The organism is Pseudoalteromonas holothuriae (assembly GCF_945859825.1).
Taxonomy (GTDB): Bacteria; Pseudomonadota; Gammaproteobacteria; order Enterobacterales; family Alteromonadaceae; genus Pseudoalteromonas; species Pseudoalteromonas holothuriae.
On sequence record NZ_CAMAPC010000014.1, the window covers coordinates 37,233 to 57,096 of the forward strand.

Consider the following 19,864-nt stretch of genomic DNA (forward strand, 5'->3'; position numbering starts at 1 on the left):
TTTTCATGATTTTTTCGACTATAGTTGTAAAGCAACACACACTTCGCGCTTTACAGAGACCTATTTCACTTTGCTTTTAAGATAAAGCCCCTGCATGAGTGTGAAAATTTGGGTAACGAACAAGTTTTGTGTAAAATCCTACAACCGCTTTAAAAGAAATGAAACGTTATGCAGCCACAAGAAAAACAAGAAGCTTTGATCAAAGCCTTTAAAGCCCTTTTAAAAGAGGAGAACTTTGGCTCTCAAGGCGAAATAGTTGATGCTTTAAAAGAACAAGGCTTTGATAATGTAAGCCAAAGTAAAGTATCTCGTATGCTCAGTAAGTTTGGTGCAGTTCGCACACGTAATGCCAAACAAGAAATGGTTTACTGTTTACCTGCTGAAATGGGTGTACCGACAGCAAAAAGCCCTTTACGTCAACTGGTTATAGATATAATACATAACGAAATGATGATTATTATCCGCACCAGCCCCGGCGCTGCACAATTAATTGCTCGCTTGCTAGATTCCTTAGGTACAGCTGATGGAGTATTAGGAACAATTGCGGGTGACGATACAATTTTTATTGCTCCTGCTAAAATATCAGAGATTGACGAAACACTCGAGCGCGTAAAAACATTATTTGATAACGTTTAAATGCAATGAAGCGAGTAAGTACTAACTCTTACTCACTCTGACTGTTCACATAGTTTTGCCATATCACTTAAAAACTGTACCGAAGGAGCAAAAAACGCAGCTCCCATATCTGCTTGGCTATAATCTAGCAAAGGATCATAACACTGCGGATCGCCAAGCCTTGAAGTAAGCACTTGCTCAAAAGCAGAACCATTTGCAGAACAACTTAACCATAAACTCCCTTGCTCAAATACATCACCAAAAGGCATGCTTTGATCCAGTAATAAAGCCAGACCATGCGTATCTTTTAGTTCTGTTAGTATTGCGTGGTTATCGGGCTGTGCTGGCTCTATCAAGGTATTATCTAATCGTGTGCGCCCCATAATTTGCTCCTGCTCTACCAAAGGCAAACGCTGCCAAGCATCAATATCAAACTTTACTCTCATTACATGAAGGTAACTACCTTGATCGTCCATTTTTTGAGGGTTATTCACAAAAGCAACTTGGCGCTTAAAACGACCATGTGGGGTATTTGCTCCATATATAAAACCATTAAAATCCCGCCCATCTAAAAAACGAAAACCACGCACATGTGCCACTAATTCAACGCTTGGTGCCAACAGATGCAATACACTTTGCGCAAATAAGTAATTTACATCCTCTCTATCCGAGCGAATGACAAATAACAAATCAAACGGCTGTGAATGAATAACATGTTCAGAGCTTGTTACATTTGGAAAGCTTTTAAGCTGTTCGGGAATAAACTCTGGATAAATATGTGGCCAATACTGAGCACCAATGGCCACAAAACTAGACACCATAGATTCAGAAAAGCGATCACTGAGTTCATTTTGTAAGCGCTCACAGTTTGCTAGCGCAGCACGGACAGCTTCATCTTGGCCTTCTAATACATTAAAAAATAAATGTAGCCCATGTAGGTTTGCTTCAGCACAGACCCCTGATTGTGCTTGCGCCATGCCTTATCCTTTTTGTTCATCTAGTATTAAGAAAAGAAATTTACCGCATGTGCCTTAATTTTTAAAGAGACAGGTTTAGTTGTATCCAATAATTGTTCAGCAGGTGCAGGAACTTCAAGCTGTTGATCCGCCACTTTTATATGATAGACGTAATCTGTGCCAATGAACCTTTGTTGCACTATTTCAACGTCTCCTTGAGGGTCATTAATCAGTTCTAAATGCTGTGGGCGAACATAAATTTGCCCGCTTGTTTGTGACTGCGATAAAGTAATTAACGAACTCACGTCACCAAATTGAGTTGTAACACTTTGACCATTATAACGCTGCGCATCTAGATAGATACCCTGCCCTAAGAACTCAGCAACTGCTTTTGTTTTTGGTTTTTGAAATAAAGTTTTTGCACTATCTAACTGGGCAATTTTTCCCTCATGCATAATGGCGAGCTTATCAGCGAATGCAAAAGCTTCATCTTTTGAATGGCTGACAAAAATAGCTGACACCTGCTGATCTTTAATAATGCTCCGTATATCATTTATCAGCTGAAATCTTACTTGTGTATCAATATTCGAAAACGGCTCATCCAGCAATAATAAATTGGGTTTGTAAGCCAATGCTCTTGCAATAGCTACCCGTTGCTGTTGCCCACCAGATAACTCATGTGGGAAGCGTTTTTCTAGTCCTTCCAGCCTCACTAATTCAATCATTTGAGCGACACGAGTATTGCGTTCGCTGTTATTTAATTTAGATAACCCAAATGCAATATTTTGAAACACGCTTAGATGTGGAAACAAGGCATAATCTTGAAACATCATACCTATATTTCGATGTTGCGGGGCAACAAAAAACTGCTTGTTGCTCACGCACTGCCCATGGATAGCAATTCTACCACTTTGTGGTTTGATCAACCCTGCTATAGCTTTAAGCGTGGTTGTTTTTCCACAACCACTGGCACCTAAAAGGCAAACTATTTCGTTATGGGCAACCGTTAAATCTAGATCAGAGATCACCGCTTGCTGCTGATACTGATACGATACTTTTTCTAAAATGAGACTACTCATTGACTATGCTGTTCCATTGAACGGTTAACAATATAAAGTGGCACCAAGCCCACAATAACAATCAGCAATGCTGAAATTGACGCTAATTCCAGCTGTTCATCGCTCACATACTGAAATACATGCGTTGCTAATGTTTCGTAATTAAAGGGTCTTAGCAACAGTGCCGCAGGTAACTCCTTCATACACTCAATAAACACCAGTAGAGCTGCGGTTAAAATACCTCTTCGCAACATAGGAAAGTGCACTAAACTCAGTGTTTGCATGCGGTTTTTTCCCATGCTTTGACTTGCCATATCAAGTGATGGGCTTATGCGCACGTAACTGGCTTCTACCGCACCATGGGCTATCGCATAAAAACGCACTACGTAGGCAAAAATCATAGCAAAAATACTACCACTTAGAAGTAATCCGGGTTCAAAGCTAGTTTCAGAAAACCACTCATTAATCTTATTATCAAGCAAAGTTAATGGTAGCAAAACAGCGATAGCCAGAACTGTTCCGGGCAATGCATAGCCAGTACTTGCAAACTTTCCAGGTAAATACTTACTCGTATGAGTACCAATTCGTTGATGAAAAACCACGAGTAAACTTAATAATACCGCTGCTACACTCACCCAAATCGCGATTTTTAAACTTTGCCAAGCGTAGAGGAAAAACTCACTATTCCAAGCTTGCTCATAGTAATCAAATGCATAGCCTAACAACACAGCGACCGGTAACACAAAAGCAAAAAATAAAACCAGCACACAATAACTTGTGGCTAAAAACGCACGCTTACCCGTCAGCTGATATAGTGTTTCGTCATTTTGACTAGCTTGGCGCTCATGCACCACGCTATTTTTTCGACTTAGTCGCTCTAAAGCCAATGACACAAACAAAAACAGCAGCATAATGCCGGAGATTTTCGCAGCTGCTGTTAAAGAGTAATATCCTAACCAGGTATCATAAACCGCCGTTGTTAATGTACTCACAGCAAAGTAATGAACCGTTGCAAAATCAGCCATAGTCTCCATGCTGATCAAGGCTAAAGCTGCCACAACGGCACCTCGTGCCATAGGTAAACTCACTTTAAAAAAGCTTTGCATAGGGCTTAAGCCCATTAATTGGCTAGCCTGAATTAATTTAAATGACTGCTCACGTAAAGCTGTTTTAAATATTAAATAAAGGTAAGGATAAAGTACCAACGCTATCATCACCGCAGCACCTGATAAGGTACGAATATCGAAAAACCAATAATCATTAGGGGATTGCCAACCAAACCAATCTCTTAATTTAATTTGAATTGGACCTGCATAATCAAGTAAGTCAGTATAAATATACGCAATAATATAGGTGGGCATAGCCAAAGGTAACATCAAAGCCCATTCAAAAAAGCGTCGCCCAGGAAAGTTACAATAAGCCGCAAGCCACCCCAAAGGCAGCGCGATAATACAACTAAGTACTAGCACCCCTGCAATCAATAATACGGTATTGCTGACATAATCCCACAATACCGTATTCCACAAATGAGCAAAGACCTCTGAGTCACCTTGTAATGACTCAAAAATTAAAAAAGCCAACGGCGTCGATAGGCACACACCTATCGACCAAGCAGCTACATGCCATCTAGACAAACATCAACCCCTTAAGTTACAGATCGAACTTCACTTCATCAATCAGTTTAAGTGCTACTGGGCGATATTTTGCAATTTCAGATAATGGCAGTTTGTCTTCTTTAAAGCTTCCCCAAGACGCAACCAATGGTGACAACTTCACACCGGGTTTAACTGGGTATTCCATATTCACTGATGCATACATATTTTGCGCTTCATCACCGGTCATAAACTCAATGAGTTTTAAAGCATTATCTGGATTTTTTGCGTACTTGGTCATAACCACACCAGAGACATTTAAATGTGAACCACGGTTAGTTTGATTAGGAAAATTAATATGTACCGACTCAGCCCATGCTTTTTGTTTATCGTCAGTAAGCATTTTGCCAAAATAGTAACTATTGCCTAACGCTAAGTCACATAATCCTTCTTTTACTGATTTAACTTGCGCTCTATCATTACCTTGAGGCTTACGCGCCAAGTTCTCTTTTACGCCTTGCAACCATGTTTTGGTATAAGCTTCACCATGGTGAGCTATCATAGACGCCACTAGTCCTAAGTTATAAGGGTGTTTGCCAGAGCGCGTACAAATTTTGCCTTTAAACTTTGCATCAGCTAATGCCTCATAAGTTAAAGACTTAAGTTCACCCGTACGCATTTTTGATGAATAAACATTACGCACGCGTTTTGTCAAAGCAACCCAATCACCTTGCGGGTCTCGAAATTCAGCGGGAATATTACTGGCTACTTGCTTACTGTTAATTGGCTGTGTAAGCGCTAATTCTTCAAGTTGAATTAAAGAACTAAAGTTAGATGTTAGAACTAGGTCAGCACGACTGTGCTTTCCTTCACGCTTAACACGCTCTATTAAGCCTTTTTTAGAAAAAACCACATTGGTTTTAATGCCTGTTTGCGCGGTAAATTTATCTAAAATGGGTTGAATTAAAAAGGGCTGGCGAAATGAGTAAATATTTACTGCTTCATCAGCAACAACTGATGTACACGTTAACGAAGTAAAAACAACAGCGAACAGTCGCTTCATAATCAGACTCCAATTTTTAAGTTTATTCTTATTTCAGGCAATTCTAACCTGTATCAAAATATTGTACACCCGAAAGCAAAGACTATTCATCAGCATCTTTGCCCAATAACAGGACAGAGTGGAATAAAATTGTGAGATATCTCTCACCATGAACTAGGTAATCAAGGAAGCGACTGCTGTTTATTACACCAATAAAAACATAACTCTATGTAATATTTGAATTTATTTTATTTTTATGTAATTTAATGCAAATTATAAAGCTTTTGAGTGCCTACCCACACCTCGGGGTTACTCTATAATTAAATCCAAGTTCAGGAAGACATCGGTTTTAGCAAGCTGACTCAAGGGTATATACCCAACCTACTTGGAAGTAGGTGCAATGGAAAGTAAAAGGAAATACAAAGGATGCTGTATTGATTAAAGGATACATAAATAGGATGTTTATCCGAAGCAATGATGCTAAAAAGGATTAGCTTAGGAATAGCTAAAAAGTGAATGAATCACTTTTATGGATAAATGTTCAAGGAATGAGCATTAGCAGGACAAGAGCCACTGAGCTCATAAATGGATTCAAAAGGACCTTTGGTAAAGGACATACAGCAGGAAGCTGTTTTCAATGGAGGGAGCGCACGGAGCACATGGAGGAATAGGACATTAGCAGGAAGCTAGATTTCGCATAAACAGAACACCAAGCGAAACCAAGGAACAGGAAGGTATTAGGAGTTGATAATTTCAACATAGCAGGATGCTATAAAAGATTCCGTCAGCGCGGCTCATTGAGTCGCGCTTCTTTCTTTTTATCTCAACCCATAATTAACGTTTTTGCCTCTTGCCTTTTAAATATGCATCTCGAAAATCGATAAAATGCTGTGTTAACCGTTGTGCAGCCTGCGGCTCCCCATTTTGCTCTAATACTACGCAAGCCACTTCAGCTGTACCCAACTGATGTGCATGCGGTGCTACTCGCAGTTTATAATCTGATAAGGATTCGGGGGATATAGATAACACTGGGAACTCGTCCAGATATGGGCTTTTCCTAAACATCTTTTTGGCTTCTCGCCATGTACCATCTAAGAAAATATATAAAGGGATTTTATCGGTCACTCTAATAACTTGCTCAATCAGGCGCTGTGGAACTACGTTATCGGCAGGAAAAACCACGACAGGTTGATATTTGGAATTAGCTAGCAATGTTAATAAAGCTTCATCGGGTTCGGTTCTATCCCATCTAAAGGCATGATTATCAGGAATAATATCGGCTATTAACCGTCCTGTATTGGATGGCTTAAAGCTTTCGTTATGATACATTAATAAACATACAGCGCTTTGACAGTCACCCGCTACGTTAATACCATCACAAATACATTGGCTTTGTGCTAACAAGCATGACTCACAGCGGCTTAACTTTGACCCTCGGGCCTTATATTCACGCTTTGCAGCGGCTATTTGCTGCTGGCGCAACGCTAATACGGAATTGTTCACTGAACGCCCTCATTTAGATTGGCCACGTATTGTAATAAAATTCATGCTCAAAAGCAGTAAGGAAAGAAAATGAATATCACAAATTCAAAGCGCTTAAGCTTTCGTTTAATGAGTGAAAAAGATGCACAGCTGCTATTTGAGCTGGATCAAGATCCTGCTGTTATGAAATACATCAATGGCGCTAAACCAACCTCTATGCATGATATCAACAATGTATTTATTCCTCGTTTAAACTCATACACAAGCCAAGTAGATGGCTGGGGGCTGTGGCAAGTAAATATTACTGAAACAAAGCAATTCATTGGCTGGATATTAGTTCGCCCTATGGGCTTTTTTAATAACGAGCGAAATGATAAAGACTTAGAACTTGGTTGGCGCTTTAAACAATCTACTTGGGGTAAAGGCTACGCCAGTGAAGCCGCAATACACATTGCCGATACCTTAAGCGATAATCAAAATATCGAGGCTTTCAGTGCCATTGCAGCCATAGATAACCTTGCCTCCATTGGTATTATGAAAAAGCTAGGTATGCGTTCTATCAAAGAGTATACTCACCGAGATCCGTTAGGGGATATGGAAGCGGTGTTATACCGTAAAAACTTACGCTAAACTGAGCTATTCTAATGTTGCAGTAAATCAAACCAATGGCATTAAATAATTGACCAGATATTACAACTGCCAAATGGCTTAGTAACCTGACAAAATTTTCGGTATGTAGTTAATCTGCATGAGCCATTTTTACACAGTTAATGCGTCATTTAGCTCGCTAGAATGATCAATGTTTTAATAAAATTAGTACCAATATGGACAAATTTATGGATACACCAATTAACCCTGATCGCATAAACGCGCTTTTAAATAATGATAATGTGCAACGTTATAAGTATTTAATCAAAGAAGTAACGCAAACCGAACAAGTGTGGATATTAACCGACCAACATGGCTGTGTAATGCTCAATAGCGAGAGTGAAGACTGTGTTCCGGTATGGCCTAATAAAGAGTTTGCGCAGCTATGGGCAACGGGTGATTGGCAAGACTGCGAGCCACAAGCTATCAGCCTTAAAAAATGGCATGCCAAGTGGACTGATGGTTTAACCGATGATGAGCTTGCTATTGCGGTGTTTCCGATTCCAGAGCAAGATGGCTTAATCGTCAGCCCTGATGAATTTGACTACGAACTTGAGCAGTTTAGAACAAAAAAACAATAGCCCGCTTTGACTGCAACAACTGCAAGAGCACTGATCACGGTGCTCAATCATTCTCACGGCCTAAACCTTTTTTATAAGTTAAAAACAAGAAAAGCGTGTTGTTTGGCTCCCCTATATTGATATAACCCAACTGAAAATACCACAGGCTATTTCATTATTAGCCCCTATTATATTAAATAAATGCACAGATATAACGACAGATAAGTGGCTTAGTAACCAAGCAAAAATTTCGACATGTCGTTATTCTACACGAGTCATTTTTAACGCAGTTAATGAGTCATGTAGCTCGCTAGAATCATCAATTTTATGCTCTAGTCATATTCTTTATACTTGATAAAACCCGCATCACAAGTCGCTGTGCATTCAACTTATTATCGCAGTCGACATAACACCTAAACTCAGGCGCGTTACCCGAGGGCCGGAGGTGAATAATATCGCCACTTTCTAACAAAATCCTAACCCCATCAGTGTTATCAACATGTACGCGGCCCTGATATTGAATTTGTGAGTAATCGAGAAATAAATAAGGTGAATTACGAGCAAATTGAACAATTTGAGTACTTTTTTGCAACTCTACATTTTCAATTCGATCACTGTAGGTAAAGCGTTGAGGTAACTTTAACAGTAAGTTACTAAGCTTATTTTGGCCAAGCATCGCCAGTACACACAGCACAGGTAATAATGCATCTCTTGTTTCGAGTTTCATCATTACACGATGATTATCATAGATATCACTGGCCAGTAAGAAACCTCCATTGGCTTCAAACCCAGCAACGAGCGCATTGTCATCTTGTAAAGTTTTTATCGCATTTATCACGTACACTGAACCAATTTTTGTTCGTACGATTTGCTCAAAAGCTCCAGATAGCTCTAACGCAGTATTACAATTTACAGGTATAGCTAAAGCATTAATATTTAAATACTGTGCAGCCAGCAAACACAAAATATCACCAGCTAAGTATTCACCTCGCTCATCGGCAAGTAATGGTCTATCACCGTCACCATCGGTCGAAAATAACACATCAAGCTGATACTCCTTTGTCCATTTTTTAGCTTGTTGTTTGTCTAATTCGCCAATAGCTTCGGTATCAATTGCAACAAACTCTTCGCTATAACCTAAATTTACGACCTCTCCACCAAGCGCTGCAAATAAAGATGGATATATATCCCTGCCTGCACTGGTATGTTGGTAAACACCAATTCGTTTACCAGAGAGTAAATCACTAGGGAAATAAGTAACATAGCGCTTAATATATTGCTGCTGAGCATAGTAACTGACTTGAGGTAATGCTTCTAACTGTAACTGAGGTACGCATATTTGAGCATTGATTATCGCTTGTTCATCTGTCTTATCTATTTCACCGTCACATCGATAAAACTTAAGCCCATTTCTATCATGCGGAATATGGCTCCCCGTAACCATAATTGCAGGAAGCTGAAGCAACTGAGCAGCGTAAGCTAAAGCCGGTGTAGGTACTACGCCATAATATTCAACTTCATAACCATAGTGTTTAAGAGCCGCAATACAAGCTTGTGCTATCTTCACACTACTTGGTCGATTATCAATGGCGATTGCGACTCGCATCGCTGACGTTTGTTGTGCCATAAAAGCCAATGTGAATGCACCACAAACTTGTGGAGTAAATTGACTGACTAAGCCTCTCGCGCCACTGGTGCCAAAACGAACACCACTTTGCACAATAACATCATTACTATACATACTAGCTACGGCCATATTGATCATCAAAGCGCAAAATATCGTCCTCTGCCAAATACGACCCAGATTGAACCTCTATTAACTCTAAATCAACTTTCCCCGGATTTTCTAAAGCATGTACCTGAGCAATAGCAATGTACACAGATTCATTCTCGGTAACGTACGATACTTTATCACCAATAAGTACTTTCGCAGTACCTGCGACCACAACCCAGTGCTCTGCTCTGTGATGATGCATTTGCTTGGAAAGCCGTGCCCCGGGTTTAACTGTTATGCGCTTAACCAGAAACCGTTCACCACGGTCAAATGCATCATATTTCCCCCACGGGCGATATACCTCTCGGTGTTCACTTACTTCAGAACGATTCTCAAGTTGCAACTGATTAACCATCTCTTTGACTTTTTGTGTATGTGCTTTATGTGCAACAAGTAATGCATCTTTAGTATTGATAATAACCAAATCTTGCACGCCTATCGTTGTAGCCAATTTATGCTCACTCAATATCAAAGTATTCTGGGTGTCTAACGTTTTTACGTCACCTTTGACTACATTCCCATTTACATCCCTTGAAGAAATATTCCACAACGCCGAAAACTCACCAACATCACTCCAACTTGCATCTAGAGGCAGCACAACACCATATTTTGTTTGCTCCATAACTGCGTAATCAATTGAGTTACTCGGACACGCTGCAAATGCTTTGTCGTTAATTCGAATAAAGTCTAAATCTAATTTTTGCTGTTCCAAAGCATGCTGACATGCATGATAGATTTTTGGTTGGTGGTGCTTAATTTCATGTAAATAACGTGATGCTTTAAACATGAACATACCGCTATTCCAATAATATTGGCTACTATCTAAATATTTCTGTGCTAACTCTAAAGTAGGCTTTTCAACAAAACTATCAACTTTATAAGCATATCGCGCATGAGGCTTACCTTTTTTAATATAGCCATACCCCGTTTCCGCACGCGTGGGAATGATACCAAAAGTAACAAGATGATTCTTTTTAGCCAGTACCTGAGCTTGCTCTATTGCTACATGAAACGCGCGTTCATCACCAATAACATGATCTGCAGGGAGTACACATAATATTGGGTCATCACCTCGCTCAATTGCTTTGAGGGCCGCTAATGTAATGGCAGGTGCCGTATTCCTGCCGATTGGCTCCAAAAGGATCTGTGCATCATGCACTTCTATTTGCCTTAGTTGCTCAGCGGCAATAAACCTATGCTCTTCATTACAAATAATCAAAGGCCGACTATGCTCTAGGCCATTTAGGCGTAATAAAGTATCTTGAAATAGCGTGTTTTCAGAGTCACCCAAAGCAAGAAACTGTTTTGGGTACTTTTCTCGTGATAACGGCCAAAGACGTGTGCCGACTCCGCCTGCAATGATCACTGGTCGAAACATATAAACTCCACCCACGCCCTAACGCTAAATTGTGTAATACCATTTGTATTAAATAAATGACCAGATATAACGACAGATAAATGGCTTAGTAACAAAGCAAAAAATTTTGGTATGTAGATAATTGGACTCCCTCACACCCGAAGATGTGAGGTAATATATTTGTTACCACACAAAACATATTAAAAAGAGCCCATAACATCAATAATACTATCGTTGGTGCAGATTTAGCAAAAGAAGTTATCCAAGTTTGTATGCATACAAACAAAAGCGCGCGTTCTAATACAGAAATGACAACGAGGGAGTTTTTAACCTTCTAGCCAACCTTAAATCAGCGACAGTTATTTTTGAAGTCTGCAAGTACCTCAAACTATTGGAAACAAAAAGCCAATAGTTTAGGGTATGATGCCTTCTAGACACCACACCCAAAATATATTTTAAAAGTAAGTAAAATCTATATATTACTACATCTTAAATAATGATTTAGGTGAACTATTTTTATAATTATTAAACAACCAGATATTCCCATATACAGAAAGATGGTTATCATCATAGAAGTTTAGCTTTCCATCAAGCATTAACCAATCATCTTTGTTTGTACCAACTAAAGGGTCAAAAAATTCAACGCCTAAGTCTAAAGCTAACTTTTCAACAAATAAGTTTTTGCTTTTTACTTCTTCGGAGAAACCTTTATCAAACACACAATTAAGGTTATATTTCTCGCAGTTCATAGCCTTTTCAGGTTGATATTTCAAAGCTGGGGGTTGCGCCAAAACAATAACTCTAGATGTATGTTTCTTAGCTTCAGAAATTAGTTTCTGCATCTCTTTTTCTAAAATAGAATTTGAAATAGTATCCCACCTTAGTGCTATGATGATTGCATCTTTCCTCTCTATATCGCCCATAAACTCTTTATATAAGCTTTGACATTTAAAAGATGAAAAGGTAATTGAACAACCGCCTGTAGCGTATAACCCTAATTTATAATTATGAAGTTTTGCTACTCTAGATACAAAACCAAAGTAATGCTCAGCATGGCTATTACCAAATAAAACTATTCTTTTTTCGGATGGCTCTTTCCCTCCGACACAATTTAGTTTAACTAAACTGGGGCAAATATCTTTCTCTATATGGCTAAACTCCATTGCAGGATCAGAGTTTTCTGTTGAGAACCTATCAGGGTACCCTTTAGTTACAAATAGAAATGATGAAAATAAACCAATACAAAAAGTGGGAATAATAAAGTAAGAAAAAAGTACAGTCCTATTTTTTGATTTAGCTGTTCTTGCTGGTTTTTCTACTAGATAGTAGGAAATTAGAGAAAGTATAACAATAATAATTAAAGCAAATACTTGGTTAACCAGAGACAAGCTTGTATCACCTCCCACCTCTACATTAAATAGATACCGCATAAAAGCTAAAACAGGCCAATGAAATAAATATAATGAGTAAGAAAGCAGGCCAATATAAACTAAAGCACGATTAGAAAATATCTTATTGATTAATGTATCTCGACTGTTTATCAAAATCGCAACAGGAAAACACAAAAGTAATGCTATAACTCCAGGAAAAGGAATTGATTTATCAACCAAAAAGAGTAATCCAATAATTAACAAAAATGAAGAAGTAGCGACAAAATTTGATGTAAACATATTAATTAATTTTTGCCTGTGAGCAATAGCAAGCAAAGAACCAACGAGAAGTTCACCCATTCTGGTTACAATCAAATAATAGCTTAAAGAACTGAACTGCGCTGTTCGAGACATCCACTCTGCTAATCCAAAACTAGCTACCATTATTAAGGCAAGAGTTAGCAGTGTATGTTGTTTTAGGAATTTTAATAATAAGAACAGTGTGATTGGAAAAATAAAATAATACTGTTCCTCAACAGCCAAAGACCAAGTATGCAACAAAGGCCATTCAGATGAATCCGCAGAGAAATAATCACCACTTCTAAGTGCGTATTGCATATTTGAAGCAAACATCAATACACTAATTGCTGAGACTCCTAACTTATAGAAATCATAAGGAAGCATTAAGTACCAGCCAACCGCGAGTACTAGAGTCAACATAAAGAAAAGTGGCGGAAGTATACGTTTTGCTCGACGTGAATAGAATTCCCGGTAACTAAATTTATCATTTAATTTTTCTTTATAGATGATACTTGTAATTAAGTAACCAGATATAACGAAAAATATATCAACTCCTAAAAATCCGCCCGTTAAATAGGACATATCAAAATGGAAAGTTATAACAGATAATACTGCAAGAGCTCTCAGCCCGTCAATATCGGCCCTATATTGTAAAGACGACATTTACCACCTATAATCTACCTTAAAATCAAAAAAACCGCATCAAGAAAAGTTATTTTTATATTCAAATAATAAACTAAAATATTTTCTATTCGGATGAAAAAACACATAAAAAGTTAAGCCTTTAAAAAGCTATATTAATTACCAATTTTAATTATTTAAACAAATAATCACCAAACACATAATTACATTCCATTATCATAGTGATTACAATTAAAAAACCCGCCAAAGCGGGTTTTTTTAAGATTCAAGTCAAAGATTTACTTTTTCTTTACTGCTTTTTTATTTGGTAAGTCAGTGATTGACCCTTCAAATATTTCAGCTGCAAGTCCAATAGACTCATTCAATGTTGGGTGAGCATGAATGGTTAACGCTAGGTCTTCACCGTCTGCGCCCATTTCAACTGCTAGGCCAATTTCACCCAGCATTTCACCAGCATTGATACCAATCATTGCACCACCAATTACGCGGCCTGAGTCTTTATCAAAGATAAGCTTTGTTTGACCTTCGGTACGTGAAGATGCAATTGCGCGACCAGAAGCTGCCCATGGGAATACCGCAGTTTCAATAGCAAGGCCTTGCTCTTTTGCTTCTTTCTCAGTTACACCTACCCATGCAATCTCAGGGTCTGTGTAGGCAATTGACGGAATGCATTTAGGGTCAAAGTAATGCTTCTGACCAGAGATAACCTCTGCCGCAACATGACCTTCGTGAACGGCTTTGTGCGCAAGCATTGGTTGACCAACAACGTCACCAATCGCATAAATGTGGCCAACGTTCGTTTTCATTTGCTTATCAGTGTTAATAAAGCCGCGCTCATCAACATTAATGCCTGCTTTGTCAGCATCCAATAGCTTTCCGTTTGGTGTACGGCCAACAGCCACTAATACTTTGTCGTAACGTACTGGCTCTGCTGGTGCTTTCTTACCTTCAAAAGTAACGTATAAGCCATCGTCTTTTGCTTCTACTGCAGTCACTTTAGTAGAAAGCATAACGTTGAACTTGTCTTTTACATAGCGTTGATAAATCTTGATAACGTCTTTATCAGCAGCAGGTACTAGTTGATCAGCAAACTCAACAACATCAATTTGTGACCCTAGCGCACGGTAAACCGTACCCATTTCAAGACCAATGATACCACCACCTAATACAAGCAGTTTTTCAGGTACATCTTTAAGTTCAAGCGCACCAGTTGAATCAATTACACGATCATCTTCTGGGATAAAAGGTAAGTTAACTGGCTGAGAGCCGGCTGCAATAATCGCGTTATCAAAAGTAACGGTTGTCGTAGTTGAACTGTCTTCTACTGCAATGGTGTTAGCGCCTGTAAATTTACCGTAGCCATTAACTACTTTTACTTTACGCATTTTAGCCATGCCGTCTAAGCCACCCGTTAATTGACCAATCACAGACTCTTTCCAAGAACGGATTTTGTCTAAGTCAATTTGAGGCGCGCCAAATGTGACACCATGAGATGCCATATCTGCTGCATCATCAATCACTTTTGCAACATGTAACAGTGCTTTTGAAGGAATACACCCTACGTTCAAGCACACACCACCTAGGGTATTGCGAGACTCGATAAGTGTAACTTCTAAACCTAAATCCGCAGCACGGAATGCTGCTGAGTAACCACCAGGACCACCGCCTAGTACAACAACTTGAGTTTTGATTTCGTTGCTCATGTTATTACCTTAACTATTATTCGAACGGGACTGTACTCTTTTGAGTATCCGCACCCAAAATGCCTGCCACATACAAAAACACCAGTACAAGGCAGAGAGAGTTTTTTAAGTGTGCGAAAGTGTATCATCCGCACAAAAAGATGTCCCGCCTAAATACTAAGCGGGACAATAAATTACATTACTAATTGGCGAATATCGCTCAAGTAGCTAGCCAGTGTAGCCGTAAATTTCGCGGCCAATGCACCGTCAATCACTCGGTGATCATAAGAGCAGCTTAGCGGCACCATCAAGCGCGGCTCAAACTCTTTACCATTCCACTTCGGTTTCATATCAGACTTAGAAACACCTAAAATAGCCACTTCTGGCGCATTCACGATTGGCGTAAATGCTGTACCGCCAATACCACCCAAGCTTGAAATAGTAAAGCAACCGCCCTGCATATCCGCAGATGTTAATTTACCTTCACGGGCCTTTTTAGAAATTTCCATCAATTCGCGAGATAGCTCAACAATGCCTTTTTTATTCACATCTCGAACAACTGGCACAACTAAGCCATTTGGTGTGTCTACCGCAATACCGATGTGTACGTATTTTTTCAGAATTAAGCTTTCACCGTCTTCTGATAACGACGAGTTAAAGGTCGGGAAGTCTTCTAGCGCTTTAGCTGCTGCTTTCATTACGAATACTAATGGCGTGATCTTCACACCCATTTTCTTCTTCTCGGCGAGAACATTCTGCTCTTTACGAAATACCTCAAGCGCAGTAATATCTGCTTCGTCAAACTGTGTAACATGTGGAATTTGAACCCAGTTACGATGAAGGTTGGCACCAGAAAGCTTTTGAATGCGAGACAGCTTCTTCTCTTCTACTTCTCCAAACTTGCTAAAGTCAACTTTTGGCCATGGAATAAGACCCAGCTCACCACCGCCTGTGTTAGTGCCCGTTGCTTTACCTGATTCAACCTGCTTAACCAACTCTTTGACATAATTTTGTACATCTTCTTTGATCACACGGCCTTTACGACCTGTGCCTTTAACACGCGCAAGATTAACACCAAATTCGCGCGCTAAACGACGTACCACAGGAGATGCATGCGCATACGATGAGTTTGCTTCAAACTCTTCTTTTACGCTTGATTGTGGCGGTTTATTCTCAGTAGGTTTTGAAGCAGGTGCCGCAGGGCTTGCACTTGTTGCAGGCTTGTTTGATTGAGCTGGAGCACTTGCAGGTGCACTGCCCGCCACTTCAAAAACAAATACCAATGAGCCAGTTGATACTTTATCGCCAACCGCAACTTTGATTTCTTTAATAGTACCCGCAAATGGAGCCGGGACTTCCATCGCCGCCTTGTCACCCTCTACATTTAAGATAGATTGGTCGGCTTTGATGCTGTCACCAACAGCGGCCATAATCTCGGTAACTTCAACTTCATCACCACCGATATCTGGTACATGTACTTCTTTGAGCTCATTGGCAGCTGGACTTGCAGTTTGAGTTTGAGGTTGAGACTGTGCGTTTTCAGACGACTCTTCAGCCGCATTAGTAGCACCCGCTTCAAATACAAATACCAGTGAACCAGTTGATACGCTATCACCTACAGCCACTTTAATTTCTTTAACTGTACCAGCAAAAGGGGCAGGGACTTCCATCGCCGCTTTATCGCCTTCCACGTTTAAAATTGACTGATCAGCGGCTACTTTGTCACCAACTGCAACCAAAATTTCAGTCACTTCAACTTCATCGCCACCAATATCAGGTACGTGTACTTCTTTAGACTCTGTCGCGCCAGAAGTTGCTGGCGAAGCCTCTGCTTTTTCAGCTGGTGCATCTTGTTGCGCCGCACTGTGTTGAGCATCAAAAACCATAATTAAAGAACCAGTAGAGACATTGTCGCCTTCACTAATTTTAATTTCTTTTACTGTACCCGCTTGAGTTGCGGGTACTTCCATTGATGCTTTATCACCTTCGACGGTAATTAGCGATTGTTCTTCACTCACTGAATCTCCAACTTTAACTAGGATTTCAGTAACTTCAACCTCATCGGCACCAATATCTGGAACGTGAATTTCGATTGCCATTTTCAAAGCCTCTTACGCGTAAAGTGGGTTAGTTTTAGTGGTGTCGATATCAAACTTTTTGATAGCGTCACTGACTACTGACTTTTCAACTTTGCCTTGCTTAACAAGTTCAGTTAATGCAGCAACAACAACATACCCTGCATTTACTTCAAAATGACGGCGCAAGTTTTCGCGGCTATCTGAACGTCCGTAACCGTCAGTACCTAGCACCTTGTAAGACGCACTAGGCATAAAGGCACGTACTTGCTCAGCATAGTTTTTCATATAATCAGTAGCAGCAATAGCTGGCGAATCACCTAGCACCGATGTGATATATGCAACTTTTGCATCTGCGTCTGGGTTTAGCATGTTGAAACGCTCAGCATCTTGTCCATCACGCGTTAGCTCGTTAAATGAGGTTACCGAGAATACATCAGATGCAACACCATACTCTTCACTTAAGATAACAGCCGCTTTGCGTACTTCGTTTAAGATAGTACCTGAGCCTAGTAACTGAACATGCGCTTTGTCACCCGTATTACTTTCAAGCTTATAAATACCCTTGCGGATACCTTCTTCAGCACCTTCAGGCATTGCTGGCTGATGATAGTTTTCGTTCATTAGTGTTAGGTAGTAGAACACATTCTCTTGTTCAGGGCCGTACATGCGACGAATACCGTCTTGCATGATCACCGCAACTTCATAACCAAATGTTGGGTCATATGAAATACAGTTAGGCACTGTTGCTGCTTGAATATGTGAATGACCATCTTCGTGTTGTAAGCCTTCGCCGTTTAGCGTCGTACGACCCGCCGTTGCACCTAATAAGAAACCACGTGCTTGTTGATCCCCTGCCATCCATGCCATGTCGCCAACACGTTGGAAACCAAACATAGAGTAGTAAATGTAAAATGGGATCATTGGTAAGTCATTCGTGCTGTATGACGTGGCTGCTGCAACCCATGAAGACATCGCACCTAGCTCGTTGATACCTTCTTGTAATACTTGGCCTGAGGTCTCTTCTTTATAATAAGAAACAATATCACGGTCTTGCGGTGTATAGTTTTGACCATGCGGGTTGTAAATACCGATTTGACGGAATAAACCTTCCATACCAAAGGTACGTGCTTCATCTGCAATGATTGGCACGATGTTTTTACCAATACCTTTGTCTTTTAACAACACATTAAGCGCACGCACAAAAGCCATGGTCGTTGAAATATCACGCTTTTGCTCTTGCAATAATGGCGCAAACGCATCCACTTCAGGTAACGTCAGTGCTTGGGTAAAGTTAGGTAAGCGTTGTGGAGTATAACCGTGTAGCGCTTTACGGCGAGCATGAAGGTATTCATATTCTGCTGAGCCTTCTTCTACCGTTAAGTATGGTAAATCTTTAAGCTGTTCGTCAGTTACCAAGTCTTCTAAGCCTAAACGAGAGCGTAAATGCTCAACGTGTGTTAGGTCCATTTTCTTAACTTGGTGCGCTATATTTTTACCTTCTGCCGCTTCCCCCATGCCATACCCTTTTACGGTTTTAGCAAGGATCACAGTTGGACGACCTTTTTCGTCTTGCGCCGCTTTAAATGCTGCAAACAATTTTGACGGTTCGTGTCCACCACGTTTCAGGGCAAAGATTTCGTCATCGGTCATATCAGCAACTAATGCGGCTGTTTCTGGGTAACGACCAAAGAAATGCTCACGTACATACGCGCCATTCTTTGCTTTATAAGTTTGATAGTCACCATCGATAGTTTCGTTCATCAACTCAAGTAACTTACCGGTTGTGTCTTTGGCTAACAACTTGTCCCAGCCAGAGCCCCAAACTACTTTAATTACATTCCAGCCAGCACCTTTAAATAGGCCTTCAAGCTCTTGAATAATTTTACCGTTACCCATTACAGGCCCATCAAGGCGCTGCAAATTACAGTTAATGAGGTAACACAAGTTGTCTAGCTTTTCACGTGCTGCAAATGAAATGGCACCACGAGATTCCGGCTCATCCATTTCACCGTCACCCAAAAATGCATAAACACGTTGTGCCGAGGTATCTTTCATGCCACGACCATCAAGGTACTTTAAAAAACGCGCTTGATAAATAGATGCAATCGGACCTAAGCCCATTGACACGGTTGGGAACTGCCAAAACTCAGGCATCAATTTAGGGTGTGGGTATGAAGAAATACCGTTACCATCTACTTCTTGACGGAAGTTATCAAGCTGCTGCTCTGTTAAACGCCCTTCTATGAACGCACGTGCATAAATACCCGGTGAAATGTGGCCTTGGTAATAGACTAAATCGCCACCATCTACTTCGTTAGGAGCACGGAAGAAATGATTAAAACACATTTCGTAAAATGCTGCTGACGACTGATAAGACGCCATATGTCCGCCAAGTTCAAGGTCTTTCTTTGACGCACGCAACACGATCATGATGGCATTCCAACGCACGATTGAACGAATACGACGTTCAACGTTGACATCACCCGGGTAAGCAGGCTCTTTGTCTGCGGGAATAGTATTCACATAGTTAGTAGTAATGCCCGTTGGCATATCAACGCCATCTAGGCGTGCTTGCTCAAGTACTTGCTCTAACAAGAACTGCGCGCGCTCTACACCTTCTTCTTTTACTACCGACTCAAGCGCTTGTAACCACTCTTGGGTTTCTAACGCGTCTACGTCAAATTTATTGACTTCAGACATATGGAATT

Annotated in this window: 14 protein-coding genes; 3 read left to right on the top strand and 11 right to left on the bottom strand. The window is 40.2% G+C overall.

What is annotated here, in order from left to right; translation table 11 throughout:
• Positions 1–168 precede the first annotated feature (168 nt).
• Positions 169–636, top strand: coding sequence for a transcriptional regulator ArgR (gene argR / locus OCI93_RS15425; protein WP_261592609.1), 468 nt, complete (start codon positions 169–171; stop codon positions 634–636).
• Positions 637–668: 32 nt separating this feature from the next.
• Here the strand turns inward: argR and OCI93_RS15430 are convergent, their stop codons facing one another.
• The 5 genes from OCI93_RS15430 to OCI93_RS15450 form a co-directional block, all read right to left on the bottom strand.
• On the bottom strand, positions 669–1,592 hold the full coding sequence (locus OCI93_RS15430; RefSeq protein WP_261592610.1) for a Dyp-type peroxidase: 924 nt from the start codon (positions 1,590–1,592) through the stop codon (positions 669–671).
• A 26-nt stretch (positions 1,593–1,618) separates the two neighbouring features.
• On the bottom strand, positions 1,619–2,650 hold the full coding sequence (locus tag OCI93_RS15435; protein WP_261626786.1) for an ABC transporter ATP-binding protein: 1,032 nt from the start codon (positions 2,648–2,650) through the stop codon (positions 1,619–1,621).
• On the bottom strand, positions 2,647–4,263 hold the full coding sequence (locus OCI93_RS15440; RefSeq protein WP_261592612.1) for an ABC transporter permease: 1,617 nt from the start codon (positions 4,261–4,263) through the stop codon (positions 2,647–2,649). Before OCI93_RS15440 ends, OCI93_RS15435 begins: the two co-directional genes overlap by 4 nt.
• Positions 4,264–4,279: 16 nt before the next feature.
• A complete protein-coding gene (locus OCI93_RS15445; protein WP_261626787.1) occupies positions 4,280–5,284 on the bottom strand; it encodes a Fe(3+) ABC transporter substrate-binding protein in 1,005 nt (334 codons plus the stop codon).
• A gap of 813 nt (positions 5,285–6,097) precedes the next feature.
• Positions 6,098–6,766 (bottom strand): tRNA-uridine aminocarboxypropyltransferase, encoded by a 669-nt coding sequence (locus OCI93_RS15450; protein ID WP_261592614.1) that lies wholly within the window; start codon positions 6,764–6,766, stop codon positions 6,098–6,100.
• Positions 6,767–6,835: 69 nt separating this feature from the next.
• On the opposite strand from OCI93_RS15450, the gene OCI93_RS15455 reads away from it, so the two are divergent.
• Together OCI93_RS15455 and OCI93_RS15460 are read left to right on the top strand one after the other, a co-directional pair.
• On the top strand, positions 6,836–7,375 hold the full coding sequence (locus OCI93_RS15455) for a GNAT family N-acetyltransferase (RefSeq protein ID WP_261592615.1): 540 nt from the start codon (positions 6,836–6,838) through the stop codon (positions 7,373–7,375).
• 206 nt (positions 7,376–7,581) lie between these two features.
• Positions 7,582–7,974 (top strand): DUF2750 domain-containing protein, encoded by a 393-nt coding sequence (locus OCI93_RS15460; protein ID WP_261592616.1) that lies wholly within the window; start codon positions 7,582–7,584, stop codon positions 7,972–7,974.
• Positions 7,975–8,278: 304 nt separating this feature from the next.
• Here the strand turns inward: OCI93_RS15460 and OCI93_RS15465 are convergent, their stop codons facing one another.
• The 6 genes from OCI93_RS15465 to aceE form a co-directional block, all read right to left on the bottom strand.
• Positions 8,279–9,709, bottom strand: coding sequence for a phosphomannomutase (locus OCI93_RS15465; protein ID WP_261626788.1), 1,431 nt, complete (start codon positions 9,707–9,709; stop codon positions 8,279–8,281).
• On the bottom strand, positions 9,696–11,105 hold the full coding sequence (locus tag OCI93_RS15470; protein ID WP_261592618.1) for a mannose-1-phosphate guanylyltransferase/mannose-6-phosphate isomerase: 1,410 nt from the start codon (positions 11,103–11,105) through the stop codon (positions 9,696–9,698). The genes OCI93_RS15465 and OCI93_RS15470 overlap by 14 nt, the downstream gene beginning before the upstream one ends.
• A gap of 461 nt (positions 11,106–11,566) precedes the next feature.
• Positions 11,567–13,417 carry an acyltransferase family protein gene (locus OCI93_RS15475; RefSeq protein ID WP_261626789.1) on the bottom strand — a complete coding sequence of 617 codons (1,851 nt, stop codon included), beginning with the start codon at positions 13,415–13,417 and terminating at the stop codon, positions 11,567–11,569.
• Between the two features lie 257 nt (positions 13,418–13,674).
• On the bottom strand, positions 13,675–15,099 hold the full coding sequence (gene lpdA / locus OCI93_RS15480) for a dihydrolipoyl dehydrogenase (protein WP_261626790.1): 1,425 nt from the start codon (positions 15,097–15,099) through the stop codon (positions 13,675–13,677).
• Between the two features lie 173 nt (positions 15,100–15,272).
• On the bottom strand, positions 15,273–17,177 hold the full coding sequence (aceF, locus tag OCI93_RS15485) for a pyruvate dehydrogenase complex dihydrolipoyllysine-residue acetyltransferase (RefSeq protein ID WP_261626791.1): 1,905 nt from the start codon (positions 17,175–17,177) through the stop codon (positions 15,273–15,275).
• A 12-nt stretch (positions 17,178–17,189) separates the two neighbouring features.
• On the bottom strand, positions 17,190–19,856 hold the full coding sequence (gene aceE, locus OCI93_RS15490; RefSeq protein ID WP_261592622.1) for a pyruvate dehydrogenase (acetyl-transferring), homodimeric type: 2,667 nt from the start codon (positions 19,854–19,856) through the stop codon (positions 17,190–17,192).
• Positions 19,857–19,864: the final 8 nt, after the last annotated feature.